Annotated in this window: 23 protein-coding genes; 11 read left to right on the top strand and 12 right to left on the bottom strand. The window is 62.4% G+C overall.

Features of this window, described 5'->3' with window-relative positions; genetic code table 11:
* Nucleotide 1: 1 nt before the first annotated feature.
* The 5 genes from gspK to gspG all read right to left on the bottom strand — a co-directional run bounded on the left by gspK (nt 2) and on the right by gspG (nt 4001).
* Complete coding sequence (gene gspK / locus PQR54_RS01250) at nt 2-1285, bottom strand: type II secretion system minor pseudopilin GspK (protein WP_408243739.1); 1284 nt, start codon at nt 1283-1285, stop codon at nt 2-4.
* A 481-nt stretch (nt 1286-1766) separates the two neighbouring features.
* Nucleotides 1767-2453 carry a PulJ/GspJ family protein gene (locus PQR54_RS01245; RefSeq protein ID WP_408243738.1) on the bottom strand — a complete coding sequence of 229 codons (687 nt, stop codon included), beginning with the start codon at nt 2451-2453 and terminating at the stop codon, nt 1767-1769.
* Nucleotides 2431-2847 carry a type II secretion system minor pseudopilin GspI gene (gene gspI / locus PQR54_RS01240; protein WP_408243737.1) on the bottom strand — a complete coding sequence of 139 codons (417 nt, stop codon included), beginning with the start codon at nt 2845-2847 and terminating at the stop codon, nt 2431-2433. The genes PQR54_RS01245 and gspI overlap by 23 nt, the downstream gene beginning before the upstream one ends.
* 1 nt (nt 2848) lies before the next feature.
* Nucleotides 2849-3430 (bottom strand): GspH/FimT family pseudopilin, encoded by a 582-nt coding sequence (locus PQR54_RS01235; RefSeq protein WP_408243736.1) that lies wholly within the window; start codon nt 3428-3430, stop codon nt 2849-2851.
* 106 nt (nt 3431-3536) lie between these two features.
* A complete protein-coding gene (gene gspG / locus PQR54_RS01230; protein WP_408243735.1) occupies nt 3537-4001 on the bottom strand; it encodes a type II secretion system major pseudopilin GspG in 465 nt (154 codons plus the stop codon).
* 173 nt (nt 4002-4174) lie between these two features.
* On the opposite strand from gspG, the gene PQR54_RS01225 reads away from it, so the two are divergent.
* Nucleotides 4175-4588, top strand: a complete 414-nt coding sequence (locus tag PQR54_RS01225) for a hypothetical protein (protein WP_408243734.1) — start codon at nt 4175-4177, stop codon at nt 4586-4588.
* A 75-nt stretch (nt 4589-4663) separates the two neighbouring features.
* Here the strand turns inward: PQR54_RS01225 and gspF are convergent, their stop codons facing one another.
* Genes gspF through gspD form a run of 3 tightly spaced genes read right to left on the bottom strand, consistent with a single transcriptional unit; the run spans nt 4664 to nt 9799 of the window.
* Complete coding sequence (gene gspF / locus PQR54_RS01220) at nt 4664-5881, bottom strand: type II secretion system inner membrane protein GspF (protein ID WP_408243733.1); 1218 nt, start codon at nt 5879-5881, stop codon at nt 4664-4666.
* 4 nt (nt 5882-5885) lie between these two features.
* Nucleotides 5886-7442, bottom strand: coding sequence for a type II secretion system ATPase GspE (gene gspE / locus PQR54_RS01215; RefSeq protein ID WP_134138826.1), 1557 nt, complete (start codon nt 7440-7442; stop codon nt 5886-5888).
* Entirely contained in the window at nt 7439-9799 is a 2361-nt protein-coding gene (gspD, locus tag PQR54_RS01210) for a type II secretion system secretin GspD (protein WP_408243732.1), read from the bottom strand. Before gspD ends, gspE begins: the two co-directional genes overlap by 4 nt.
* 514 nt (nt 9800-10313) lie before the next feature.
* Here gspD and PQR54_RS01205 point away from each other — a divergent pair.
* Entirely contained in the window at nt 10314-10760 is a 447-nt protein-coding gene (locus PQR54_RS01205) for a lytic transglycosylase domain-containing protein (protein ID WP_408243731.1), read from the top strand.
* Nucleotides 10761-10903: 143 nt separating this feature from the next.
* Nucleotides 10904-12220 carry a GTP-binding protein gene (locus tag PQR54_RS01200; RefSeq protein WP_408243730.1) on the top strand — a complete coding sequence of 439 codons (1317 nt, stop codon included), beginning with the start codon at nt 10904-10906 and terminating at the stop codon, nt 12218-12220.
* A gap of 124 nt (nt 12221-12344) precedes the next feature.
* Here the strand turns inward: PQR54_RS01200 and PQR54_RS01195 are convergent, their stop codons facing one another.
* On the bottom strand, nt 12345-12623 hold the full coding sequence (locus PQR54_RS01195) for an HU family DNA-binding protein (protein ID WP_006050811.1): 279 nt from the start codon (nt 12621-12623) through the stop codon (nt 12345-12347).
* 492 nt (nt 12624-13115) lie between these two features.
* Here PQR54_RS01195 and mnmC point away from each other — a divergent pair, with 492 nt between their 5' ends.
* The 7 genes from mnmC to PQR54_RS01160 all read left to right on the top strand — a co-directional run bounded on the left by mnmC (nt 13116) and on the right by PQR54_RS01160 (nt 22336).
* Nucleotides 13116-15086: a bifunctional tRNA (5-methylaminomethyl-2-thiouridine)(34)-methyltransferase MnmC2/FAD-dependent 5-carboxymethylaminomethyl-2-thiouridine(34) oxidoreductase MnmC1 gene (mnmC, locus tag PQR54_RS01190; RefSeq protein WP_408243729.1), complete on the top strand. Its 1971-nt coding sequence runs from the start codon at nt 13116-13118 to the stop codon at nt 15084-15086.
* A gap of 845 nt (nt 15087-15931) precedes the next feature.
* The gene (locus PQR54_RS01185; RefSeq protein WP_408243728.1) at nt 15932-17134 is read left to right on the top strand and encodes a cation:proton antiporter; all 1203 of its coding nucleotides are present in this window, start codon (nt 15932-15934) and stop codon (nt 17132-17134) included.
* Nucleotides 17135-17272: 138 nt separating this feature from the next.
* Nucleotides 17273-18388, top strand: coding sequence for a YbdK family carboxylate-amine ligase (locus PQR54_RS01180; RefSeq protein WP_012434833.1), 1116 nt, complete (start codon nt 17273-17275; stop codon nt 18386-18388).
* 539 nt (nt 18389-18927) lie between these two features.
* The gene (locus PQR54_RS01175) at nt 18928-19566 is read left to right on the top strand and encodes a MarR family winged helix-turn-helix transcriptional regulator (protein WP_408243727.1); all 639 of its coding nucleotides are present in this window, start codon (nt 18928-18930) and stop codon (nt 19564-19566) included.
* Between the two features lie 127 nt (nt 19567-19693).
* Nucleotides 19694-20407: a glutamine amidotransferase gene (locus tag PQR54_RS01170; protein ID WP_408243726.1), complete on the top strand. Its 714-nt coding sequence runs from the start codon at nt 19694-19696 to the stop codon at nt 20405-20407.
* A 73-nt stretch (nt 20408-20480) separates the two neighbouring features.
* Nucleotides 20481-21593 carry an NADH:flavin oxidoreductase/NADH oxidase gene (locus PQR54_RS01165; RefSeq protein WP_408243725.1) on the top strand — a complete coding sequence of 371 codons (1113 nt, stop codon included), beginning with the start codon at nt 20481-20483 and terminating at the stop codon, nt 21591-21593.
* Nucleotides 21594-21811: 218 nt separating this feature from the next.
* A complete protein-coding gene (locus PQR54_RS01160) occupies nt 21812-22336 on the top strand; it encodes an SET domain-containing protein (RefSeq protein ID WP_408243724.1) in 525 nt (174 codons plus the stop codon).
* A gap of 65 nt (nt 22337-22401) precedes the next feature.
* Here the strand turns inward: PQR54_RS01160 and PQR54_RS01155 are convergent, their stop codons facing one another.
* Both PQR54_RS01155 and PQR54_RS01150 read right to left on the bottom strand, forming a co-directional pair.
* On the bottom strand, nt 22402-23907 hold the full coding sequence (locus PQR54_RS01155) for an ATP-binding protein (RefSeq protein ID WP_408243723.1): 1506 nt from the start codon (nt 23905-23907) through the stop codon (nt 22402-22404).
* 134 nt (nt 23908-24041) lie between these two features.
* Nucleotides 24042-24728 carry a response regulator gene (locus PQR54_RS01150; protein ID WP_007180058.1) on the bottom strand — a complete coding sequence of 229 codons (687 nt, stop codon included), beginning with the start codon at nt 24726-24728 and terminating at the stop codon, nt 24042-24044.
* A 240-nt stretch (nt 24729-24968) separates the two neighbouring features.
* Here PQR54_RS01150 and PQR54_RS01145 point away from each other — a divergent pair, with 240 nt between their 5' ends.
* Nucleotides 24969-25193 (top strand): DUF3717 domain-containing protein, encoded by a 225-nt coding sequence (locus PQR54_RS01145; protein WP_408243722.1) that lies wholly within the window; start codon nt 24969-24971, stop codon nt 25191-25193.
* A 105-nt stretch (nt 25194-25298) separates the two neighbouring features.
* Here the strand turns inward: PQR54_RS01145 and PQR54_RS01140 are convergent, their stop codons facing one another.
* Nucleotides 25299-25589, bottom strand: a complete 291-nt coding sequence (locus PQR54_RS01140) for a 4a-hydroxytetrahydrobiopterin dehydratase (RefSeq protein ID WP_408243721.1) — start codon at nt 25587-25589, stop codon at nt 25299-25301.
* Nucleotides 25590-25618: the final 29 nt, after the last annotated feature.

Genomic DNA, 25618 nt, shown 5'->3' with positions numbered 1-25618 from the left:
TTCATAGTTGGTCTTCTACTCGCACGATACGCGTAGTGTGAGTCAATGCGTCGCGATAGACGAGGGTCGTGCGGTCCACCTCGGCGCGTTCGTGCTGGACGCGGCCGTGGATGAGGAAGTAATTCGAGTTGACGTCGAGTTCGTTCGGGTCGACCGAGGTGGATTGCACGCCGGCGGCTTGTAGCGCGAGTTGTATATCGCCGGCGTTGCGGAAAAACACTGTTTGCCGGCGCGCGACTAAGGCTTGTGCCGTCGACACACTCATTCCGGGTATGACTGCCGCGATGACTTCGGCCGAAGCCGTGTTCACGTTGACTGCCGATACCGTCGGCAGCACGGTGACGAAGGGGCGCAAGCGCGCGACCATTTCGGGCGTATAGCCTGGGATATCGAGCAGCGAGTCGACGCTGGTCATCTGGATCGGGGCGTTCGCGGAGCTGTCTTCGCTGTCTTCGATACCCGGTTTGTTGGTGAAGCTGCCGCCGGTGGCGCCGCCCTGGATCGGCGGCGGGGTCGCGGTTGTGCCGTTCGTGGACGTGATGGTCTGAAAACGGGTTGCCGATTGGGCCAGGCTCGCGCGGACCTGGATTGCTGTGGTTTTTGCAAGCTGGCTGTTTGCGCCGAGTGATGCCAGCAGGCGCTGGTAGGCGCCGATCTGGTCCATGTCCAGTTGCATTACGCCTGGGGCTGGGCTTTCGACCAGGTTTCTCAGGTTGAATTTTGCCTGGGCGTCTTCGATTGAACCCGATAGGTAGGTTTCTGCGCCTTGTTGTGCTCTTACTTCGCCTATTTGGCCTAAGAAATCGGATAGGCGGGTTTTGGCTATTGGGACGCCCCATAGGCCGCCAAGGTATGTGATGCCGGCTGATGTGTCGCCTTCTGAGCGGAGGATCAGGCGTGTCCAGTCTAGCGCGCCGCGGGATACCCATTGGGCTTGCGAGAGGAGGCGCTGGTTTTCTATCCTTCGGATCTGGACTTGCTGGCGCCAGAGCATGCCCGATACCAGGATCGCTGATAGTGCGACTACTAGTAATGCGCTGATTATGGCTACGCCGGTTTGGGTTTTCTGGCTTTGCTTTTTGTTGGCCTTTCCTTGAATTCTTTGTGGTCTATTAGCGTTGCCCCTGTGCGGGGCGGCACCTACTTTCTTTGCCGCGGCAAAGAAAGTAGGCAAAGAAAGCCGCTTCACACCGCCAATGCTAAGCGGATCCCCCGCACAGCCCCAGTAGTGGACCATCTGGAATCCGTCACCTCGCACATTCGACACCCGTGACAAAGCCGTCATACCTCCCGCCTCGCACGATGTGCTCGCCGGAAGGGTAGAGCCCAGTGCCTGCGTTTCGGCGAAGCGGGGGCCATCGGCTTCGCCTCGGCGAGGCGCCGAAGGGGGCGCGGATGCATGCGCAGACGCCGAAGCAGAGCGAACATACTGTGAGGCAAACGCAGGCATTGCTACGGGCCGATGGGTTCGTTGCTTGCCGCTCGGCGCGCGCAGCGCCGCCGGAACGGATGACTGCCTGGTCACTGCCGTTTGCTGTGCGAGGGAATGTGCGTTGATCGCGCCACGAAAGTGACTGTGCGGGGGACCCGCTTGTACGTTAGCGGTTTGAAGCCGCTTTCTTTGCTTACTTTCTTTGCGGCGGCAAAGAAAGTAAGTGCCGCCCCGCACAGGGGCAACGCTAATACACCACAAAGAATTCAAGGAAAGGCCAAAACCAAACGCCCCAAGACACCCCCGTCGAAAAGCCAAAAAAGCGAACTTCATATCACTCTCCGACGAGAAAAACCCGAGTAACAGGCCGCGCCAACGACTTAGCCCCAACACTAACCTGCAACCCAGTCACAGACCGCGGCAGCGGCGCACTCCCCAACTGGGGCACCTTAAGATTATTGTCCGCCTCCGTAATGGCGCTCTGCACCTCACCCATCTGCGTAGTCCACCCCACCTTAGGCACATAAACCTGAGCAGAAATAGACCCAACACCGCCCATCAACGGCAGACCGCTCCATCCATCACCTTCACTGCCGCGCAGCGCCCCCCGCAACTCCCCCATATTCGCCAACGGCGGCGACGCATACCGAATCACGCGTCCATCGGACACCCGATACCTCACCACCTGCAACCGCGGCGCCGCACCCGGCAACCGGAATTCCCGCACGATCTGCAACACGCTGCCGGACACCGACACCGCCGGCTGCCCAGCCTCATCATCCGACGCGGCCTGCCGCGCATCGATCCGCATCTGGTCGAACAACTGCGCAAAAACGCGCTCGTCCTCCATCGCGCTCGTGATGGTCTGCCGGCCGCGAATGATCTGGTCGAGCCCGCGCCACGACAGCACGGCAATCACCGCCAGAATCGCAATCGCCACCAGCAATTCGATCAGCGTGAAACCACGCACGCCCCGCGCGCCCAATCGGCGCCGGCGCTCAGAGCGAACGGTTGTTTTCATTCGCGACCACCGTCACCATCTGAGCCAGATTGCCGGACCCGCCCGGCATCGTCACCATCACTTCCACTCGACGAAACACCGGATTCGGCGTGGCCGTCACCTGCTCCGTACAGATCAACTGCAAGTTGCCCTGCGAACAGTCGAAACTCGTCGAGCCGACGTTTGGCCAGGCATGCGTCAGATGCAATTGCGCCAACGTGTTGTCCGCGCTCCAGCCAGCCAGCAGGCGGCGGTGCAGATCGGCCTCGCCGCTCGCGAGACTGCCCACCGCGCGTAACGACGCGGCCAACGCCACGGCGATGATCGCCAGCGCCACCAGCACTTCGATCATCGTGAAACCGCGCTCTGCGCCGTGAACCTTCTCGCGAGCCGTCATGCTCCTGCAACGACGCATCTCAGTGCACCTCGTAGCGGCCATTGCCGGTGCCGACGATCGTCGCGCTCCCGGCTGCCGAAAACAGCGTGATCTGCACGGGCACGTCGATGGCCTCAGTGCCGAAAACGATACGGCTAGGCTGCGAATCGGAACCCGGATAGCTGATGCTCACGCCGGTCACGCCGCCTTCCCAGCGACGCGGCCCAAGCAGATCGTCGCGCAGCGGTCGCCAGCCGTCTTCGGTGCGCAGGTCGAAACGAAAGCCGCCATCGAGCGGTTGCCAGGCAATCGGCCGCGCGCGCACCTGCGCTTCGTCGCCGGCCGATTCGAACAGCAGCGCGAGACGCTGCGCTTCCTCGTTCAGATCGGTGCGCGGATTGCGTGTCATCGTCAACGCGGTCAAGGACACCAGCAAGCCCGCGATCACCAGCACCACCAGCATTTCCAGCAGCGTGAAACCCGCCGCGCGTTTGCCGACGCCGCGCCGGCCCGCGTCACCCGGGCGGCGCACACCTTGCGCGCGCGCGTCGGCCCACGCCGCGCACGGCAATGAAGCCGTACAGGGCGTGTCCACACGGGACTTGCAAGAGGACAATCGCATAGTGCCGGCCACGAACGATCAACTCAAAATCAAACGACGATGCATCGACAGAAACGTGCGGGGTTCAATCCCACCGCACGCACGAAAACACCGACCCCATAAGCGCTTACTGCCACGAGCCGACGTCGGCGTCATTGCCTTCGCCGCCCGCCTTGCCGTCCGCGCCATAGCTGAACACATCGATCTCGCCGTGCACGCCCGGATTCAGAAACTGGTAGGCGTTACCCCACGGATCATTCGGCAGACGCTCGAGGTAGCCGCCGTCTTTCCAGTTGTTCGGCACCGGATCCGTACTCGGCTTTTCGATCAGCGCGCGCAAACCCTGCTCCTGCGTCGGATAACGGCCGTTGTCCAGACGATAGAGTTTCAGCGCCTGCATCATCGTGCCGATGTCCTGCTTGGCGGCGACCCGGCGCGCTTCGTCGGGACGGCTCATGATCTTCGGCACGATCAACGCGGCCAGAATGCCCAGAATCGCGATCACGACCATGATTTCGATCAGCGTGAAACCGCGTTGACGACGGCTTCGCGGACCCGCGATGTCATGACGGCGAGTGGTCGACAGTTGCATAGCTTGCTACCTCTTTTCAGGTGAAATTTTTGACTGGGCGGGATTCGCGTTTTGGCAATCAGGGTGCCATTGAACACGCCCGGCCGGTCATTTTAATGTCATGCAGTTGAAGGGTCGTGAGAAGGCGCTTTCAGCCCAACGCAATTTTCACAATAGTCCGTACAATGATGCGCATGAACGCCATCCAAATCCGCCTTCTGTCGCTCGCGCTGTTCGCCGTGTTCTGCGCGACGCTGACCTACTGGGTCATCACGCTCAGCACGTTGTCCGGTGCGCCGTTGCCCGCCGCCGCCGCGCACGCGCAGCTCTCGACCGAGCAGGCTGCCACGCTGTTCGGCGGCCAGCTCACGCGCAACGCCAACCAGGACGTGCGGCTGTTCGGCATCCTCGCTTTGCGGGAAGGCGCCGCGGCCATCGTCAGCGTGGGCGGCGAACCGCCGCATGCGGTGTCGCTCGGCAGCGCGCTGATGCAAGGCAGCAAGCTCTCAGAAGTCCGCGCCCGCTCGATCATCATCGACCGCAATGGCGCGCATTCCGAAGTGTTCCTGCCAGCCAACCCCGCAGGTCCGACGATCTACGTGCGCTGAAGCCCACGCACTGAACAACAGCGTCGCTTCAATCGATTGCGCTGTCGTCACTAACGGTGACAGCGCAATCCACTCCTACTGCACCAGGTTGTTCAACTCGATGATCGGCAGCATCACCGCCAGCACGATCACCAGCACCACGCCCCCCATCGCCAGAATCAGCAACGGCTCCAGCAGACTCGTCAGGAACATCGTGCGGCGTTCGAGTTCGCGCGCTTCACCATCGGCTGCGCGGTCGAGCATCGTGGTCACGTCGCCGGTCGCTTCGCCGGAACGGATCAGGTGCACCAGCACCGGCGGAAACGTCTTCGTGTTGCCGAGCGCGCGTGACAGCGACGTGCCTTCGCGCACACGCACGATCGCATCGTCGATGTTCTCGCGCATCGCGTTGTTGCTGAGCGTTTCGGCGGCGGCTTGCAGCGCGCGCAGAATCGGCACGCCCGCCGCGGTGAGAATGCCGAGCGTGCTCGCAAAGCGCACGGTGTTGTAGCCGCGCACGAGTTTGCCGAGCAGCGGGGCAGTGAGCAGCCACCGGTCGAACGCGAGGCGCGGGCCGGGTTGCCGCAGAATCGAGCGCACCAGATACACCAGCACGATCACGCCGATCAGCACCGCCCACCACCAGTTCCGCACGAACCCGGAGAGCGCCATCATCATGATGGTGAGGAAGGGCAGTTGCTGCTTGGTGCTGGCGAACACGTTGACCACCTGCGGCACCACATAGCTCAACAGAAACGTGACAATGCCGAACGCGATGATCGTGACGATGGTGGGGTACGTGAACGCGAGCACAATCTTCTGCTTGAGCGCGTTGCGTTGCTCGATGTAGTCGGCGAGCCGCGACAGCACGAGACCGAGCTTGCCGGTATGTTCACCGGCCGCGACCAGCGCGCGATAAATCTCGGGGAAGTCTTTCGGATGCTGCGTCAGCGCATTGGCCAGAGAATGGCCGCCGAGCACTTCCGCGCGAATCGACGCCATCAGCTCGCGAATGTAGTCGCGCTCCGATTGCTCGGTGAGCACGGCGAGCGCTTCGTCGAGCGGCAGGCCCGCGATCAGCAGGCTGGCGAGCTGGCGCGTCAGGATCGCCTGCTCGCGTTGCGACAGACGCCGCCCCAGCGACAGCCGTTGATTGCGCTCGCCGCGCGTGCGCGTGGCCGCCGGTTCCACGACGAGCGGCGTCAGTCCTTGCGAGCGCAGATTGGTCCGCGCGCCGCGCGCGCTGTCGGCGTCGAGCACGCCTTTTTGCGCCTTGCCCGTCGCGTCGATCGCTTCGAAACGAAATGCCGGCATGCGCTTATGCTCCGCCCGTGACGCGGATCACTTCTTCGAGCGATGTCAGCCCGGAGGCGAGCCAGCGATCCGCATCCTCGCGCAGCGTGCGCATGCCTTGCGCACGGCCGGCCGCGAGAATTTCGGCATCGGCCGCGTTGCGGTGAACCAGCGTGCGAATGTCGTCGTCGATCAGCAGCAATTCGTAGACGCCACGGCGTCCCGCATAACCGGAATGGCCGCACCGGTCGCAACCGACCGGATGGTAGCGCACGCTGCCGTCTTCTTCGACACGCTCTTCGCGGCAAATCGGGCACAGGCGCCGCACCAGCCGCTGCGCCAGCACGCCGAGCAGCGACGACGCCAGCAGATACGGCTCGACGCCCATGTCGGTCAGACGCGTCACGGCGGATGCCGCGTCGTTCGTGTGCAGCGTGGCCAGCACGAGGTGGCCTGTCAACGACGCCTGCACCGCGATCTGCGCAGTCTCCAGGTCGCGGATTTCACCGATCATGATGACGTCCGGATCCTGCCGCAGAATCGAGCGCAGCGCCCGCGCGAAAGTCATGCCGATCCGTTCGTTGACCTGCGTCTGGCCGATGCCCGACAGGTCGTATTCGATCGGATCCTCGACCGTCATGATGTTCGTGGTCGCGGTTTCGAGCCGCGACATGGCTGCATACAGCGTGGTCGTTTTACCGGAGCCGGTCGGCCCGGTCACGAGCACGATACCGTGCGGCCTGCCGATCAGCTTGTCGAACTTGCCGAGCGTATCCGACGCCATGCCAAGCGCTTCGAGGTTCAGGCGTGACGCGTCTTTTTCCAGCAGACGCAGCACCGCGCGTTCGCCGTGGCCGGTCGGCAATGTCGACACGCGCACGTCGACCGGGCGGCCGCCCACGCGCAGCGTGATACGGCCGTCTTGCGGCAAACGCTTCTCGGCGATATCGAGCTGCGCCATGATCTTGATCCGCGAAATCAGCGCACCGTGCAGCGCTTTCTTCGGCCGCACGACATCGCGCAACGTGCCATCGACGCGAAAGCGCACTACAGAAGACGTCTCGAACGGCTCGATATGAATATCCGACGCCTGCTCGCGCGCCGCTTGCGTGAGCAGCGCGTTGATCATGCGGATGATCGGGGCGTCGTCTTCCGACTCCAGCAGATCCTCCACCTCGGGAATGTCCTGCATCAAGCGCGAGAGATCGACTTCGCCTTCCACTTCGCCGACCACCTGCGCAGCGCTGCCGTCCTGGCGCGCATACGCCTGGTTGATTGCCTGCGTGAGCTCATCGGCGGGCAGACGTACGATCGACACTGCGCCGAAGTTGCGTGCTACTTCGGAAAGCGCGGCGTCGCTCGTGCGTTCGCTGATCCAGACCTCGAGGCTGTCCGCATGCTGATGCGCGACCAGAATCTGGCCGGCACGCGCAAAGCCGTACGGCACGAGCCGCGCGGCGATGGCTGAAGGCGCCTCGCGCCCGGCGTGCTCCGTCGCGCCGGCGGGCGGCAGTGTCGCGGCACCGGCTCGCGTTGCGGCTGGCGTAGCAGACGCTGACGGCGGCGTGGACGGCGTGCTCACGGCCGCACTCCAGGCGACGCCGTGGAAGGCGTCACCGTGACGGGGCTGCTCTGTATGGCGGGCCCAACGGTGGCCGGACTACTCTGCAGGGCGGTGCCGTTGGTTGCCGCGGCGCCGTTCGTGGGCGCTCCGCCATTGGCCGGCGGCGGCGCCAACTGTTGACGGCGCATCTTGTCGAGATCGAACAGATTCATCGCGGGCGAACCGCCCTGGCTCGGACCGAGCGGCATCGGCGGCACCACCGGATCGTCGTTGTCCTTCATCAGGTTGTTGTCCTGCTTGTACGCGCCCTGCACGCCCTGGATGTAATCGTAGCGATTCGACGTCACGGCCTGGGCCGTACCGCGATCGCTGATGATCACAGGGCGCAGGAACACCATCAGGTTGGTCTTGTTGCGGGTCTTCTGTTCCGAGCGGAACAGCTGGCCGATCCACGGAATATCGCCGAGCAGCGGCACCTTGCTGTTGCTGACCTGGTAGTTGTCCTGCATCAAGCCGCCCAGCACGATGATCTCGCCGTTATCGGCGAGCACCGTCGACTGGATCGAGCGCTTGGTGAATTCCGGGCCGGCCGGGTTGGTCGCCGCGTTGTTCGTGCCGGTGACGATCGCCGAGTCTTCAGTGTAGAGCTGCAACTTGAGAATGCCGCCGTCCGTAATCTGCGGCTTCACGTGCAGCGTCAGACCGACGTCGACGCGGTCGTAGGTATTGAACGCAGACGTTGCCGTCGCGCTCGTCAGATTCGAATACGAACCCGTCTGAATCGGCACGTTCGTACCGACGACGATCTTCGCTTCCTCGTTGTCGAGCGTGATGAGATTAGGCGTGGACAGCACGTTCGCATCGGCGGTTTGCGACAGCGCCTGGAGCAACGCGCCGAGTCCTTGCACACCGAAAATGTTGTGAATCCAGCCGATATTCAGGCCTTGCTGGAGCTGTCCGCTTCCAAGGGCGGTGGCAAGACCGCCGGTAGCCCCAGCCGTCACGGCCGCCGCCGTCAGATTGACGATGCTGTTGCTGCTGCCGGTCTGCAGATTGGTGCCGGCAAAGATCGAGTTGTTCGCTACTTGCCACTGAATGCCGAGATTGCCGCTCGTGTTCGAGTTCAACTCGACGATCAGCGCCTCGAGATAGACCTGCGCGCGGCGTGCGTCGAGCTGGTCGATCACCGCACGCAGATTGCGGTACACCGGCTCGGCCGCCGTGATGATCAGCGAGTTGGTCGCGGAATCCGCCTGGATCATCCCACCTTGCTGATTGTCGTCGCTCTTTTCCTTGTCGTTGCCGAAGCCGCCGTTATTGGAACCGCCGGCGCCGTATCCGCCGCCGCTGCCGCTGCCGCCCATCGGCGAAGCCAAAGAACTGCTGCCGAGTCCGCCCGACGGCAGCGGCGGCGTACCCGACGAGCCCGTCGAATTGTTGCCGCCTATGCCGCCGCTGTTGTTCTGGTTGAACGAATTCGCGTCGTTCGAGTTACTCGACGAGCCGGTGTCGCCGCCTTTGCCGAACATGCCGCGCAAAGTCTTGGCAAGCTTCGTCGCGTCCGCGTTGCGCAGCGGCACGACGTGAATGTTGCCGGGCATGGTGGTCGGCGTATCGAGTTCTTTCGCCAGAGTCCTCGCCGCCGCGAGACGCGCGCCGTTCGACGCGCGGATCAGCAGCGAGTTGGTGCGCGGGTCGGCGGTGACCGACACCTTCAGCGTCGCGTCGGTGCTGCCGATCGAACCCGGGTCGAGCATCTTGTTGAGTTGCGTGGCGATGTCGATCGCATTGGCGTTCTTCAACTGCACCACCGAGACCGACTGGCCCGCCGCGGAATCCACGCCTTGAATGATCTGGGCAATACGCCGCACGTTGTCGGCGTAGTCGGTCACTACAATCGTGTTGTTGGCGGGGTAGGCCGCCACGGTATTGTTCGGCGAAATGAGCGGACGCAGCACCGGCAACAGGTTGTTGGCCGATTCATTCTTCAGAACGAATACCTGCGTGACCACCTGGTCGCCACGTGCTACAGGCGCATTGCCGACATAGGTCGGCACGCCTTGCAGCTTCGCGTCGGCCTCGGGCACGACTTTCAGTACGCCGTGATCCTGCACGAGCGCAAAGCCCTGCATGCGCAACGCAGACTGCAAGGTTTTCAGCGCCTGATCTTCGGGCACCGCATTTTCCGACACGAGATTCAACTGACCTTTCACACGCGGGTCGACGATGATCGTTTTGCCGGTTGCCGCGCCAATCGCCTTGGCCACCTGGTCGATGTCCGCGTTGACGAAGTTCAGTGTCACCTGTGCCTGTGCTGTCTGCGCGGTGATCAAGCCAGCCACCAGCAGCGCCGTTGCGACGCGACGCAAAGCCATACGATTTCTTCTCATGGAATAGGGTATCGATGCCGGCGGCCCGAGCCGCCGACGGTCATGCAGTGTGGACATGGGAGCAGGCCGCCGCCCTGTCGATCTGCCGGCCGGTCTCGCGGACGATTTTCGTCCTCGTTGCCCGCCGCCCGATGTCCGAAAAAAATGAACAGTAACAGTTTTTCATGTCGGATTTGTCACAAAACGAACTGTCGCGTGCGATTTCTCTAGAGACCGCCGTCTGTTGTCAAGCAATTGAAAGCTGAAGAAAAGCCGGGCGATGGGCGCGAAAGCGCTTCGTTTTCTGCTCTCTTATGTCGGTTAGCCAACTTGACGGGGGGCCGTCTGCCGGTATGATACGAGCCGTTCGAGTCACTGGTTGCGGATTGCCGACGCGGGTTTTCCCCATGTCCGACAATCGTCCGGCCAGCGTTGCCCGGCGGCTGTCAGTGGCTGAAGTATGGCCGATACGATGCCTTACCGAACCTTACTCTTGCGCTTTGCTTAGTGGTCTTGACTGATGAAACGAAACTTCGTCACCGTCGCAGTAGGATTTGCCGTGCTGATAGCAGCAGGGTCCGCGCGCGCCGATTGCTTTGACGAAGCAGCGAAGTATCAGAAGGTCAACCCCTTGATTCTGCGCGCAATTGCGTGGCAGGAGTCACACAATCGTCCCGACGCAACGCATAAAAACTCAAATGGCTCGACCGACTACGGCGTGATGCAGATCAACTCGATCCATCTGCCCGTACTCGCCCAGTATGGCATCTCGCAAGGCACGCTGATGGAGCCGTGCAAGAACGTCTACATAGCGGCATGGCATCTGCGCCGCCAGATGAACAAGTACGGCAACACCTGGCAGGCAATCGGCGCCTATCACTCCGAGACGCCAACGCTGCGGGACAAGTACGCGCAGCAGATCGCCGCGATCCTGCGCAAGTGGAATCTGATGCCGGCTGCGCGCTGATCCGGCCACATCACGCGAGCTCCGCCCGTTTTGATGCACAATGCGGCTTCGTGCAGCCGTCGAGGCTCGACCTCGTTGCGCTCCGCAGTCATGCGGCGCCGAGTCCCGCGCGCCTTCCAATCCTCTAGCTTCTCCGTACTGCGATGAACCAGCCGCTACTGCCCGTCACCGTGCTCTCCGGTTTTCTGGGCGCCGGCAAGACCACGCTCCTGAATTCCATCCTCGCGAATCGCGCGGGTTTGCGCGTGGCCGTGATCGTCAACGATCTGGCCGCCGTCAATATCGACGCAACCCTTGTGCGTGACGCCGCCGCGCTTTCTCACGTCGAGGAGCAACTCGTCGAGCTGTCGAACGGCTGCATCTGCTGCACGCTGCGCGACGACCTGCGGGTCGAGATCAAACGCCTGGCCGACGAACAGCGCTTCGACGCGATCCTGATCGAGTCGACCGGCGTGGCCGAGCCGATGCCGATCGCCGAGACCTTCACCTTCGTCGACGACGAAGGCGCGTCGCTCTCGGACGTCGCGCGCCTCGACACGATGGTAACGGTGGTCGATGCGTTCAACTTCCTGCGCGATTACGGCTCCGCCGACGCGCTCGCCGAGCGTGGCATCGCCGCGACCGAGGAAGACGACCGCACACTGGTCGAGCTGCTGATCGAGCAGATCGAATTCTGCGACGTGCTGGTGGTGAACAAGGCCGATCTGGTGAGCGCGGACGAACTCACGCGCCTGCAGCGCATCCTCGGCCGGATCAACCCGCGCGCGGTGCAGGTAGTCGCCCGTTTCGGCGACGTGCCGCTCGCGCAGGTACTGAACACCGGCCGCTTCGATTTCGACGAGGCGGCGAGCGCGCCGGGCTGGCTGGCATCGCTCAATCATGAGCATGATCACGAGCACGGCCACGCTCACCATGGCGAAGCGGACGAATTCGGCATCGGAAATTTCATTTACCGCGCGCGCCGGCCGTTTCATCCGGAACGCCTGTGGGCGTTGCTGCATCAGGAGTGGAAGGGCGTGCTGCGCAGCAAGGGCTTCTTCTGGCTGGCTACGCGTAACGATATCGCCGGTTCGCTTTCCCAAGCGGGCGGTGCTTGCCGGCACGGTCCGGCGGGCATGTGGTGGGCCGCTCAGGATCGCAGCGAGTGGCCCGACGGCGACGACGAGCTGGCCGCCGAAATCGCCGCGGACTGGTACGGCGATCCTGACGATCTGAGCATCGGCGACCGTCGCCAGGAGCTGGTGATGATCGGCGTCGGCATCGACGCGACGGTCTGGAAGGCGAAGTTCGACGCGTGCCTGCTGACCGACGAGGAATACGCGCAGGGACCGCAAGCGTGGGAGCAATTCGCAGATCCGTTCCCGGCCTGGGACTTCGACGAAGACGACCACGATCATCATGATCATGACCATGACCACGACGGTCATGGCCACGGTGAAATCGTGCACCGTCACGACTGAACTGAACGGCTTTCGCCGCTCGGCGCAATCACGCCGCGACGCCCGTCGCGGCTTCTCCATGCACAACGTGCAGGCGAAAAAAAACCCGCCGTTGGCGGGTGTCAACTGCCTGGCAGTAATCTGCTTAGCGCTTGTTGACTGCGTCCTTGAACGCCTTACCAGCCGTGAACTTGACGGTCTTGGCGGCCGGGATCTTGATAGTTTCGCCGGTCTTGGGATTGCGACCCGTACGCGCTGCGCGCTTGCCCGAACCGAAGCTGCCGAAGCCGATCAACTGTACCGCATCACCCTTCGACACAGACTTCTTGATCACTTCAAGCAACGTGTCCAGCGTTTCACCGGTTTGAGCCTTGCTGGCGCCCGTCTGTCCTGCGACGGCGTCGATCAGTTCCTGTTTGTTCATTAAGGTTCCTTTCTGAGTTTAGGTTGACACGAACAGCGCGAACGCGCCGATTATACGTGCGCGGGCCGCGCCGTCGAGCAGCGCCGGCTCCGGATCCCCTCCGGACCAATGGCGCCGGACAGATGACTGCCCGTCGGCCGTGCTGCCGCTCCCTTCGCGGCGCTTGCTATGATAGCGCAGCGCAAACCCAATCAGGACAAGGGTTTCGAAGATTTACGCGGTTCCGGGGTCGATATCGCAAGGAAATCGCAAATTTTGCACTCGGCGACCCCCAACTGAGGCCTGAAACCCAGTGTGGACGGGGCTCGGCGTTGGTTTTTGCCAACGTTCGGCGGGTCATTTTCGCCGTCCGGCGAGCTATGCGCGCGCAGCAACGTTCGACCCACGCGTGAATAACCACCGGCCGCCTCGATTTTCTCAGTTCCCCTCGCGGGGCCTGGCGCGATGCGACAGGTCCGGGGGGCATTTTCCAAGCGTCATTTTCCGTCGCGCATGACCGAACCGCTGATCCCCGCCGTCCTCGCTTTTCGCGACAACGGCACGCCTTTTTCGCCGCTTTACGACGACATCTATCACAGCGCCGTTGGCGGTCTCGAACAGGCTCGATACGTATTCCTGCGCGGCAATTCGCTGCCCGACCGCTGGCAGGGCCGCCGCATTTTCACGGTGCTGGAGACCGGCTTCGGCATGGGCGTCAATTTTCTGATGACCTGGGCCGCGTGGCGCGCCGACTCGTCGCGCTGCGAGCGGTTGCATTTCGTGTCGACCGAGAAGCATCCCTTTACCGTCGGCGATTTACGCAAGGTGGTTGCAGCGACGATTTCCGATCCGGAGATTGCGGCCCTCGCGCAAGCGCTCGCAGGCGCCTGGCCGATGCTCGTTCCCGGCACGCATCGGCTTGAATTCGATGAAGGGCGGGTAGTGCTCACGCTGGTTTTCGGCGACGCGCAGGCGCGCTTGCCGGCCTTGAGGCTGCGCGCCGATGCGTTTTATCTCGACGGCTTCGCGCCGGCCAAGAATCCCGAGCTTTGGACTCCAACGATCTTCAAGTCGCTCGCCCGGCTGGCAGGCGAGGGCGCCACCTTCGCCACTTACAGCAGCGCCGGCGACATCAAGCGCGCGTTGACGCAATGCGGCTTCGAATACCGCAAGGTGGACGGCTTCGGCTGGAAACGGGCGATGCTGGTCGGCCATTTCGCGCCGCGCTGGCGCGTGCGCCGTCATGAGCCGCCGGCGCCGCTCGCGGTCGACGAAAGGCATGTGGTGGTGATCGGCGCGGGGCTGGCCGGCTGCGCGGTGATCGAACGGCTCGCCGCGCGCGGCTGGCGCGTCACGTCGCTGGAGCGGCACGCTTCGGTGGCGCAGGAGGCGTCGGGCAATCCGGCCGGCGTGTTCCATCCGATGATTTCGCGCGACGACAGCGTCGCCTCGCGCGTCACGCGTGCCGGCTTTCTGTATGCGCTCAGACGCTGGGCCGCGCTCGAACGGCTAGGTCACGCGCCGTTGCGCGGCGGCCAAGGCCTATTGCAGATCGCCGCCGACGACGACGAGGCCCGCTCGATCAGCGAAGCAATCGCCGCGTTCGGCTATCCGTCCGACTACGTCACGCCAGTCTCTCCAGATGAAGCGCGGCGGCTCGCCGGCATGCCGCTCGCGCGCGGCGGATGGTTCTTTCCACACGGTGGCTGGATCGACCCGGCGTCGCTGTGCGCTGCGCAGTGCGCCGCAGCGGGTCCACTGCTCGAGCGCCGCTTCGGTATGGACGTCGCGCGGATCGAGCGGTCCGGCGGTCAATGGACTGTATTCGACACCTCGGGCGAGGCCATCGCCCATGCGCCGGTGGTGATCGTCGCCAGCGCGCACGATGCCGCGCGAATCGCCGGATTACAGCATGCGCCGACTCGCAGCATTCGCGGTCAACTCACTTTGCTGCCGGCCGGCACCGTGCTGCCGCCGCTTCAGATCCCCGTGATCGGCGAAGGCTACGCGGTGCCGCTGGCGGACGGCGTCACGCTCACCGGCGCCACCTATGAACTCGACGACCCCGACACATCGCTGCGCGCGGACGGCCACCTGGAAAACCTGGAACGCGTCGCGCAGATGCTGCCTGCCTTTGCAAACGTCGCCAATCCGGCTCGATCGACTGTGTTAACCGGACGCGTCGCGTTCCGCTGCGTCACCAGCGACCGCATGCCGATGATCGGCCAGCTCGCCGACGAAGCGCAGGCAGCGCTCGACGCCCAGCGTCTGCGCGGCGCATGGCCGCTCGATCTGCCTCGCACCGACGGCCTCTACGGTGCTTTTGCGTACGGTTCGCGAGGTCTCGTATGGGCGGCGCTCGGTGCGGAACTGATCGCCTCGCAACTGGAAGGTGAACCTTGGCCGCTCGAACGGGATCTGGCCGAAGACATCGACCCGGCGCGCTTCCTGTTGCGCGCATTGCGTCAGGGAACGGCGAGTTAACCGCGTGCCCCGCCCAGCATGCTCGCCAGATGAGTTATCCACTGAAAGTTGTGGATAACCGCGCGGTTTACCGGCGCAACAGGTGTGGAACCGTTGTGGACGTAAACGGGGTAACTCTGCCGTCGCCGAAAATCGCCAAAAGTTACCCTTGTATACGCGCCGCTCCCGCACATGCTGTGCATCCGGTTATGCCGTCGGCAAGGCGATGATTCATTTCGGTAAACAGGAGTTATCCACAGAAACCGAGGCAGCTTGTTAACTGTTACTACGTATACATACGGTAAACCTGTAAACAGAAAGACCGTGGCTGGAGGAGAGCTTATCGGCGTAGCTCGGCCCGCTCCAGAACCCGTAGAGAACTTCCTCGGCGATGTCCCGAAAAGCACATCTGCCGCGTTCAAACTAGCCCTCTGACCGGCCGGATTCGTGCTCAAAACGGTCGGTTTTTCCTCATGTCGGCGAGATAACGTACGTTTTTACCGTTTTGCCAGCATGTTCGCGCCTTTTCGGTCAAGGCTGAAAAAGCTATGGCACAATCGCCGTTCTTTTCCGCGTCGTGCCCTGTCTCTACAGCGGCACACGCAGCAAACGGAACGGTGCCGCTCAATCAGAATCTGATTCAAAGTCGAGGGCGCTCTTTCACCGTGCCGGTTGCTACGGCCGCACCCCGAATGCGCCAGGTTCCTTGCTGCTGCCGCGCATTCAGATCATCCGATCGTTGAAAAACTCGCAACGCTGGCCACGCGAAGCGATCGCGACAGTGAGCGCTTCATGTGCCCACCCGCTCGCCGGTGTTTGCGCCGGTTCGTGTCGCCTGCCGTTGCTGCTAAGGAGAACCCATCACGATGAATTCGGCGTTTTCATTTTTTCCAGCCTGGCCGCTTTCACCCGACGCCATTTTTTGGGCTGGTCTCGCATTGCTCGCCGCTGGTCTGTGCGGTGAGCTGTGCTATCGCGCGTGGCGTTTACCGCGCATTTCCGGGTACGCAGTCATTGGTCTGATCGCCGGTGCGGCCGGTTCGGGCGTGATCGACGCGGATTCCGCGAGCGCCGCGCGGCCGCTGCTCGATGTCGCGCTCGGTTTGCTGCTGTTCGAACTCGGCAGCCGGCTCGATTTGCGCTGGATTCGTCGCAATCCGTGGTTGATTTTGTCGAGCGTCGCCGAAGCCACGCTGACTTTCGCGCTCGTGTTGCCGGTGTTGCTGTTTCTGAACGTGCCGCTGATGGTGGCAACGGTGCTCGCCGCGATCGCCATGGCGACGTCGCCGGCCATGGTGATTCAGCTGAAAACGGAATTGCGCGCGGAAGGCCAGGTCACCCAGCGTCTGTTGACCTTGACCGCGCTGAACAGCATGTACGCCGTGGTGATCGAAAAGCTCGTGTCGAGCTGGCTGCATCAGGAGATGTACGGCAACGTATTCGCGACCATCCTGCAACCGCTTTATCTGCTGGCCGGCTCGCTCGTGCTCGCGTATCTGCTCGCGCGCACCTGCACATTCTTTTATCGACGTTTGAACATGCAGGACGAGCACTCGTTCGTCGCGCTGTTCGGCCTCGTGCTGCTGGCCATCGCGATTGCGCATCTGTTCAAGCTGTCGACCATTCTTGCTTTACTGGCCGCGGGCATCATCGTGAAGAATCATGAAGCGCGTCCGCAGTTGTGGCCGGAGCACTTCGGCACGGCCGGCTGGTTGTTGACCGTGATTTTGTTCGTGCTGACGCTGACTTCGTTCGAATGGAAAGACATCGCGCTCGGCGGCGTCGCGGCGCTGGGTCTGATTGTTGCGCGCCTTGTGGCGAAACTGGTTGGCGTGCTGGCGTTCGCCAAGCCGAGCGGCTTGAACTGGAAGCAGGGGATGGCGCTCGGTCTGTCCTTATCGCCGATGTCGGCGCTCGCGTATCTGCTGGTCGACGACACCTACAACCTGTATCCGAACTTCGACCCGCAACTGCGCGCGATCGTGATGTGTTCCATTTTCGTGCTGCAGATTCTCGGGCCGTGGCTCGTCTATCGCAGCCTGGCGCTGGTGGCTGAACGGCGCGAATAGCAAGCGCGAGCTAAAGAGCGCGTTGCGCTGCTCGAAATTCGAAGCTCGATGTTCGACACGCTTTTTTTCAATTCATATTCGATTCAAAAACGGCCGGGCATGTGACCCACACCCGGCCGACCTGACTCAGGGGACGCCATGTCACTCGAACCCTTCATCGATTCGAAACCGTTCACATTCGGTGTCGAACTCGAGATGCAGATCGTCAATACGCACGACTATGATCTGACCAAAGCCGGCTCGGATCTGCTGCGCCTCATCAAGGACGAAAAGATCCCCGGCAACATCACGCCGGAAATCACCGAAAGCATGATCGAGTTGTCGACCGGCATTTGCACGACGCACGAGCAGGCCGTCACCGACTTGCGCAAGATTCGCGACACGCTGGTTTCCGCGGCGGATCATTTGAACGTCGGCTTGTGCGGCGGCGGCACGCATGCGTTCCAGCAATGGAGCGAGCGGCAGATCGTCGATACGCCGCGTTTTCAGTACCTCTCCGAGTTGTACGGCTATCTTGCCAAGCAATTCACGGTGTTCGGCCAGCACGTGCATATCGGCTGCCCGGATCCGAACAGCGCGCTCTATCTGCTGCATTCGATGTCGCGCTTCATTCCGCATTTCATTGCGTTGTCCGCGTCTTCGCCGTTCGTGCAGGGTGTCGACACCGGTTTTCATTCGGCACGACTGAATTCCGTGTTCGCGTTCCCGTTGTCGGGCCGCGCGCCGTTCGTGCTGACGTGGGATAGCTTCGAAGAATATTTCTCGAAGATGGTCCACACCGGCGTCGTCAACAGCATGAAAGATTTCTACTGGGACATCCGGCCGAAGCCGGGTTTCGGCACGATCGAAGTTCGTGTGATGGACACGCCGCTGTCCGTGGATCGCGCGGCGGCGATTGCCTGCTACATCCAGACGCTCGCCCGGCATCTGCTGCTCGACAAACCGATCGCGCCGCAAGAAGACGATTACCTCGTCTACACGTTCAATCGTTTCGAAGCATGCCGCTTCGGTCTGGCCGGCACTTGCATCAATCCGCAAACGGGCGAGCGCAAGACGATTTCCGAAGACATTCTCGAAACATTGGATCTGATTGCTCCGCACGCCGAAGCGTTGGGGTCGGGTAACGCGCTTGCCGAGATCGGCGCGATCGCTCGCGGTCAGGTGAATGATGCAACCTGGCTACGCGGTGTCGTCGAACGGGAAAAGTCTCTGCATGAAGCCGTCAGGCAGCAGTGTTTGCAGTGGCGGGCTTAATCCAAGGCAAGATGGCCTGCGTGAAATCGTAAGGAAACCCGCCTCGAGCGGGTTTTTTTTCAATAAATTATTTTCCAGCTCGGCGTGCCTTAGGTTTTTATACCGTTAACGTATACAAACGTAGTAGTAGTTAACAAGCATTGCATCTGCCTGTGGACAACTGAATAATTCCCTGCAAAGTCAACGCGCTGCGTAAACCATAACTGAGCTGATCGAGGGTGCGTCGGCGCCGGTATACGAGGACAACTTTATGACAGGTGAACCAGGCTCGGCTGCTTATCAAGAATCGGCGCACAAGCCATCCCTGAGTTTTCCCGTGGTTATCCACAGCTTGTGTTGGATAACTTAGCTGTACGATTCGCCGCTCTCGCATAGAATGTCGTTTTCGCTGCTTTGCCTTGCAAGGCGGTAAATTTTTGAGATAGTAGAAAACCGTCTTGTCCGCAGTTGGGCGAGGCTACCCCACACAGGCTACGGGCGCGGTCGGCAAGCAGTTCGCCGGCATCGTACGAAAGCTGTAAATAAACCAATCGAAGATTATGAGCGAAGGCGTATACGGAGAACAGGCGACCGGGCGGGTGACCCACAGCCTATTGCGATTGAGCACGGCAATGCGGAGCCAGGCTTGGGAATGGGCGGAAGGCGCTGGCCTGACACCTACCCAGGGCGAAATTCTCGTCTTGCTGATGCAGCGCAAAGGCCCGATGCGTCTCGGCGAAATTGCCCGTGAAACGGCGCTCACCGCCGCGACAACCAGCGATGCGGTCAGCACGCTCGAAACCAAAGGGCTGGTCGAAAAGCGCCGTGCCCTCGACGACGGCCGTGCCCTCGCGGTCCGCCTGACGGCTCGTGGCCGTACGGCTGCGAAGCGCGCCGCGCAATGGCCGGACTTCCTGGCCAAGGCGGTCGGCACGCTGCGTGACGACGAGCAGGCTGTGTTCTATCGCACGCTGCTCAAGACCGTTCATCAGCTGGAAGCGCAAGGCACGATTCCGCCGCACCGCATGTGTCTGAGCTGCACGCATTTCGAGCCGAGCAAGAACCCGAAGAAGACGCCGCATCATTGCGCGCTGCTCGATCTGAACATGGCGGATACGGATCTGCGCCTCGACTGCTCGGTGTATGAAATGGCCGACGTCGCCACCCAGAAGAAGACCTGGAAGATCTTCGCCCAATAAGGCGGCTTCTTCCGGGACAATCCGCTACACTGCCAAGCCGGCTTCAGCGGGCGGCGTTTGCCGCCCGCTGGCCGACTGGTGCCGCGTGGCGGCAAGTCTTTAGTCAACCTGAAGGTGGGACAGGCCGATGAATCGCGAAGTTCTGGCCATTCGCCACGTGCACTTCGAGGATCTGGGCAGTCTCGAGCTGGTGCTCGGCGGGCGCGGGCGCCCGGTCCGCTATCTCGATGTCGGCTTTGCCCGCATCGAAGCGCCGAATCCGGTTTCCGCATCGCTGATGGTGGTGCTCGGCGGCCCGATCAGCGCAACCGACGACGCGCTTTATCCGACGCTCGTGCCGTTGCTGTCCATGATCGAAAAACGCATCGCGGCGGGTTTGCCGACTCTCGGCATCTGCCTCGGCGCTCAATTGATCGCGCGTGCCCTTGGCGCTCGCGTCTATCCCGCAGGCCAAACCGAACTCGGCTGGTCCCCGCTGACGCTGACCGACGCCGGCCGCGCTTCGCCGGTCCGTCATCTGGACGGCGCGCAGACCTCCATGCTGCATTGGCACGGCGATACCTTCGATCTGCCTGACAACGCAACGCGTCTTGCGTCGACGCCGGCTTGCGAAAACCAGGCGTTCGCCTGGGGCAATCATGTGCTGGGTCTGCAGTGTCATCCGGAGATCCGTACCGATCGCTTCGAACCCTGGCTGATCGGCAACGCCGGAGAACTGATTGGCCACGGCATCGATGCGCGCCAGTTGCGGGCCGAGACCGCGAAGTTCGGTCCCGCGCTCGAAGCCGCCGCGTGCCGGATGTTCGGCGAGTGGCTCGATCAGGTCGAGGCGAAACCCTGAAGGGTATGGGCCAGCACTAAATCACATGCGGTGCTATGCTCGATCGCTCTCGGGTTTCTACTGGGCGTAATCCATGAGCGCGCTTTTTTCTCCGCTCACGCTGCGTAGCGTGACGCTTCCCAATCGTATCGTCGTGTCCCCGATGTGCCAGTATTCCGCCGACCGTGGCGAGGCAACCGCGTGGCACATGATCCATCTCGGCAGCATGGCGTTATCCGGCGCCGGCATGCTGTGCATCGAGGCGACCTCGGTCGAACCGGACGGCCGTATCACACCCGGCGATCTCGGCTTGTGGGACGACGTGACCGAAGCCGCGCTCGTGCCTGTGCTGGCCGCGATCCGCAAGCATTCGCACATCAAGGTCACGATGCAGTTGTCGCACGCCGGGCGCAAGGCGTCGAGCCACGCGCCGTGGGAAGGCGGCCAGCTGATTCCGGTGTCGCAAGGTGGATGGCTGCCGCACGCGCCATCCGCGTTGCCGCACAAGGCCGGCGAAGAGCCGCCGCTGGCACTCGACACGTCCGGACTGAACCGTATTCGCGAAGCGTTTGCGGCGTCGGCTCGCCGTGCCGCGCGCCTCGGCATCGACGGACTGGAAGTGCATGCTGCGCACGGCTATCTGCTGCACCAGTTTCTCTCGCCGATCGCCAACCAGCGCGACGACGACTACGGCGGTTCGCTTGAAAACCGCATGCGCTTTCCGCTTGAAATCTTCGATATCGTGCGCGCTGCCTTTCCCGCCGACAAGCCGGTCGGCGTGCGTGTCTCCGCGACCGACTGGGTCGAAGGGGGCTGGACGCTCGAAGACACGATCGCGTTCGCGCAGGAGCTGAAAAAGCGCGGCTGCGACTGGATCGACGTGTCGTCCGGCGGCGTCTCGCCGTTGCAGAAGATTCCGCTTGAACCGGGTTATCAGATCCCGTTTGCCAAGGCGGTCAAGGGAGCCACCGGCCTCACCACGATTGGCGTGGGCCTCATCACCGACCCGTTGCATGCCGAGCAACTGATCGAAGCCGGCGACGCCGATCTGATCGCGCTGGCCCGCGCGCTGCTGTACAACCCGCGTTGGCCGTGGCACGCCGCGGCGCAGCTCGGCGCGACAGTCGAAGCGCCGCCGCAGTACTGGCGTTCGCAACCACGCGAGCAAAAGGCATTGTTCGGCGACATTTCGTTCGGACAACGGTGAAGTTGGCAAGCCGTCGTCAGCGCGCGTCGTTTTGACGGTTGAACGAAGCCGTCTTCAGCGTGTAGGATGCCGGTTGTGGCGCACGTGCGTCGCAGGTCGACGCGGCGCTCGCAAGGCGCCGCGTTTGCTATCCGCGTCAGAAAAAAGCAGCGCGTCAGACGCGGGCATTTTCGACGGCTGCCAAACTTCACCCCCAGTTCTTCACAAGGATTCATTCAATGAGTTCACGCAGGATCGCCGTGCGCCGTTCGGGTGTGCACGGCAAAGGCGTGTTTGCCCTCGAACCGATTGCGGCCGGCGAGCGCCTGATCGAATACAAAGGCGAGCGGATCTCTTGGAAAGAAGCGTTGCGCCGTCATCCGCATAATCCGGCCGAACCGAATCACACGTTCTATTTCGCGCTCGACAGCGGCAAGGTCATCGACGGCAAAGTGGATGGCAATAGCGCGCGCTGGATCAACCATTCCTGCGCGCCGAACTGCGAAGCCGAAGAAATCGACGGTCACGTCTATGTGCACGCGCTGCGCGATATCGCGGAAGGCGAGGAGGTCTTTTACGACTATGGCCTCGTGATCGACGCGCGTCAGACCAAGAAGCTCAAGAAGGAATATGAATGCCGTTGCGGCGCGCGTAAGTGCCGCGGCACGATGCTGGCGCCGCCGGAGAAGGAAAAGGGCGCGGGCAAGTCCGGGAAGGCGGCCGGCAAGGGCAAAACGTCAGCAAAGAAAGCGAAGAAGAAATGATCTGAGGGCTATCTGAATCGATCACGTTGGCGATCGATTCAGGCGCCCGTCAAGCTTCCAGACAGTCAGATATCCATCGGCGCCGAGTGCGCCGATTTTTTTGCCGGACGCTTTGGTTCAACGGCTTCCACATCGCTCTGCACGGTGATCGGCACGAGCGGAATGCGCACGATGAAACGTGCGCCGCCTTCCGGGGCGTCTTCGTAATGCACGCTGCCGTGATGCAGCACCATGATGTCGTGGACGATCGCAAGGCCGAGACCTGCGCCGCCGTCCACGCCCGCGTCGCTCTGACCGTCGCCGCGGAAGAACCGTTTGAAGAGGTCCGCTTGCTGGTTATGCGGCACGCCCGGCCCGTTGTCTTCGACGATGATCTCCGCCATGCGCAATTCGTCGATCACCGTTTGCGACACCGTCACCGTGATGCGGCCGCCATCGAAGCGCGACGGCGGCACGTATTTGAGCGCGTTATCCAGCAGATTGGCGATCACTTCGTGCAGCAGCACGGGATTGCCGCGCGCCATCAGCGGATGGCCGTTGCTGGGGTCGTCCAGACGCTGGAAGCCGAGGTCGACGTGGAACGTCAACGCACGCGGCACCCACTCCGCGCCCGTGTCGAATGCGAGCGCGGCCATGTCCACGTTGACGAAGCGAGCCGCCTGTTCGCCCGGCTCGGCGCGCGCGAGCGAGAGCAGTTGATTCGACAGCCGCACCGCGCGATCCGCCGCGGCGCGCAGTTCACGCACGGCGGCCAGGGTTTGCTGCGGATCGCGCGCGATGGCCGCCTGCTCCGCATGCAGCTTGACGGCGGTGAGCGGCGTACGCAGTTGATGCGCGGCGTCGGCGATGAATTTGCGCTGACCGTCGAGCGCCGTTTTCAGGCGACCGAGCAGCGCGTTCAGCGCGCCGGTGAGCGGACGAATTTCGACCGGCACATAGGTCTCATCGACCGGTTCGAGCGATGTGTGAGTTTGCCGGTTCAGCGAATCGGCGAGATCCGTGAGCGGATTGAGCTGCTGGTTGACCACGCGCCACACGATCACCCAGCCCGCCAGCAGCAGCAACAGCAGCGGCATCATGATCGCAACCAGAAACTCGGCTGCAATGCGAAACCGGTGATGCACCGGCTGACCGACTTCGACGACGATCGGATTACCCGTCGGCTGATCGACCCGGACCTGCGCCACTCGCACCGTCACGCCTTGATGCTGCGTTTCGAATACGTACGCGTAATGCATGCGCCGCACGCTCGTGCCTTGCAGCGGAAGATTGTGATCGCCGGCAATCTCCGTTTCGCCCGTGCTGATCCGATAGACGAGGTGTTCGACCGGGTCCGAGAACATGGCTTGCGCGAGCGGCGGCACTGTGATGCGCGCATTCGGGCCGGCAATCTGGATCTGCTTGGAGATGGCAGTGGCGAGATCGGCGAGCGAACGGTCGACCACGTGCTGCGTGTACTGCCAGGCCAGCCAGTAAGCGATCAGGCCGCTCATGAGCGCGAGCAGCGAAAGGGGAGCAGCGAGGCGCCGCAGCAGCGTGCGGCGCAGACTATTGGCGGCCGGCTGAGGCATGATCGAACGCGCGGGAAAGGAGCAACGGCGCAAGCACCGCGAAATTTCGCCGGATGCCGGCGAAGTGCGCACCGAGTGCGCGGCGCCGGCCCGGCGCCGTCAGGCCGCAGCAGAGCGTGCGGCCTTCATGACGATTATGCGGCCTGACGGATTTCCTGCAACAGATAACCGAAGCCGCGTACCGTGACGATCTCGACACGGCAGCTTTCGAGCTTCTTGCGCACCCGGTGCACGTAGACCTCGATTGCGGTGTCGCCGAGATCGCCGCCGAAATGCGTCAGATGGTCTTGCAACTGCGCCTTGCTCACCACGCGGCCATGACGCAGCAGCAGCATTTCGAGCACCGCGAATTCACGCGGCGAGAGTTCGAGCGGCTTGTCGTCGTTGAAAATGCGGCGATCGACGCCCGACAGGCGCACACCGCCCAGCGACACTTCCGGACGCGGCATATCGCCGTGCGGACCGCTGCGGCGCATCACCGCGCGGATGCGCGCTTCGAGCTCGGTGGGCTCGAACGGCTTCAGCATGTAGTCGTCGGCGCCGGAATTCAGGCCTTGCACGCGGTCGTTCAGTTCGTCGCGCGCGGTGAGGATGATCACCGGCGTGTGACGATTGCTCTGACGGAAGCGCGAGAGCAGCGTCATGCCGTCGATGCCGGGCAGACCCAGATCGAGGATCACCAGCTCGTGGCGATTTTGCGTGAGGGCCTGTTCGGCGAATATGCCGTCGTGGACCATGTCGACGGTGAAGCCGGCTTGTTCGAGACTGCTTTGGATGCCGCGTGCGATGGGGCGGTCATCTTCGATCAGAAGGAGTCGCATGGGTTTCGCTCAAGTACAATGGGTTAGGCGTTTGGGCAAGCGGTTCGCCGGGGCGCCTGCTGCACAGGCAGCGTGCGGCGTGGCCGTACCGAACTGGCATGAAGCGGCCACGAAGCAGGCATCGAGCGGCCTCGAAACGCCGACCGGGCGCTTCTCAACCTTGTCACAACGCACCAGTCTCCCGAGGGGCCAGGATAACTTTGGACGACCCGGCGTTTTCCTGAAAGCGATCACGAAGTCATGTCCGAGATAAGCATTCACGAACTGGAAGCCGCAATCAACTTCTGGCGCGCCCGCTCACCTTCGAGCGGCGACGAACTCGTTCTGTGCAAGGAGGCAAGCGCGCTCTCCAAGCCGTATGCGCTGATGATTGTACAGCGTCAGCACACGCTATCACCGGATCGTTTAGACGCGTTTGCCAGGCAAGCGTGGGATTCTTACGTGCACCTTAAGAATAGCCTGTAGAACTGAAGGTTTGGACAAGGGATTACCTGCAATGCCCTTTCAGTGCTGCCGAATTACTCGATATTCGGCGCATAAACACACCTGAGACGCAGTAGTTGGTCTGTATTACGCCGTAATACTGTCGATGAAGGTCGCCAGTTTGATGTCGCGTTCGGTCAAGCCGCTGGCGTCATGCGTGGACAGCGTGATCTCCACCTTGTTGTAGACGTTGAACCATTCCGGGTGGTGATCCATTTCCTGCGCCTTGATCGCCACGCGCGTCATGAAGCCGAATGCTTCGTTGAAGTCGGCGAATTTGAACTGGCGCTGGATCGCGTCGCGGTCTGCCACGGCTTGCCAGCCGTGCAAGCCGGCGAGTTGCGTAGCGCGTTCTTCGGAAGTCAGTTTCTGAATCATGGTGCTACCTCATTAAATCTGGACAGGCA

The organism is Paraburkholderia phytofirmans (assembly GCF_046028095.1).
GTDB lineage: Bacteria > Pseudomonadota > Gammaproteobacteria > Burkholderiales > Burkholderiaceae > Paraburkholderia > Paraburkholderia phytofirmans_A.
The sequence above is the reverse complement of the archived record's forward strand: the minus strand, read 5'-3'. Positions and strand labels throughout refer to the sequence as shown.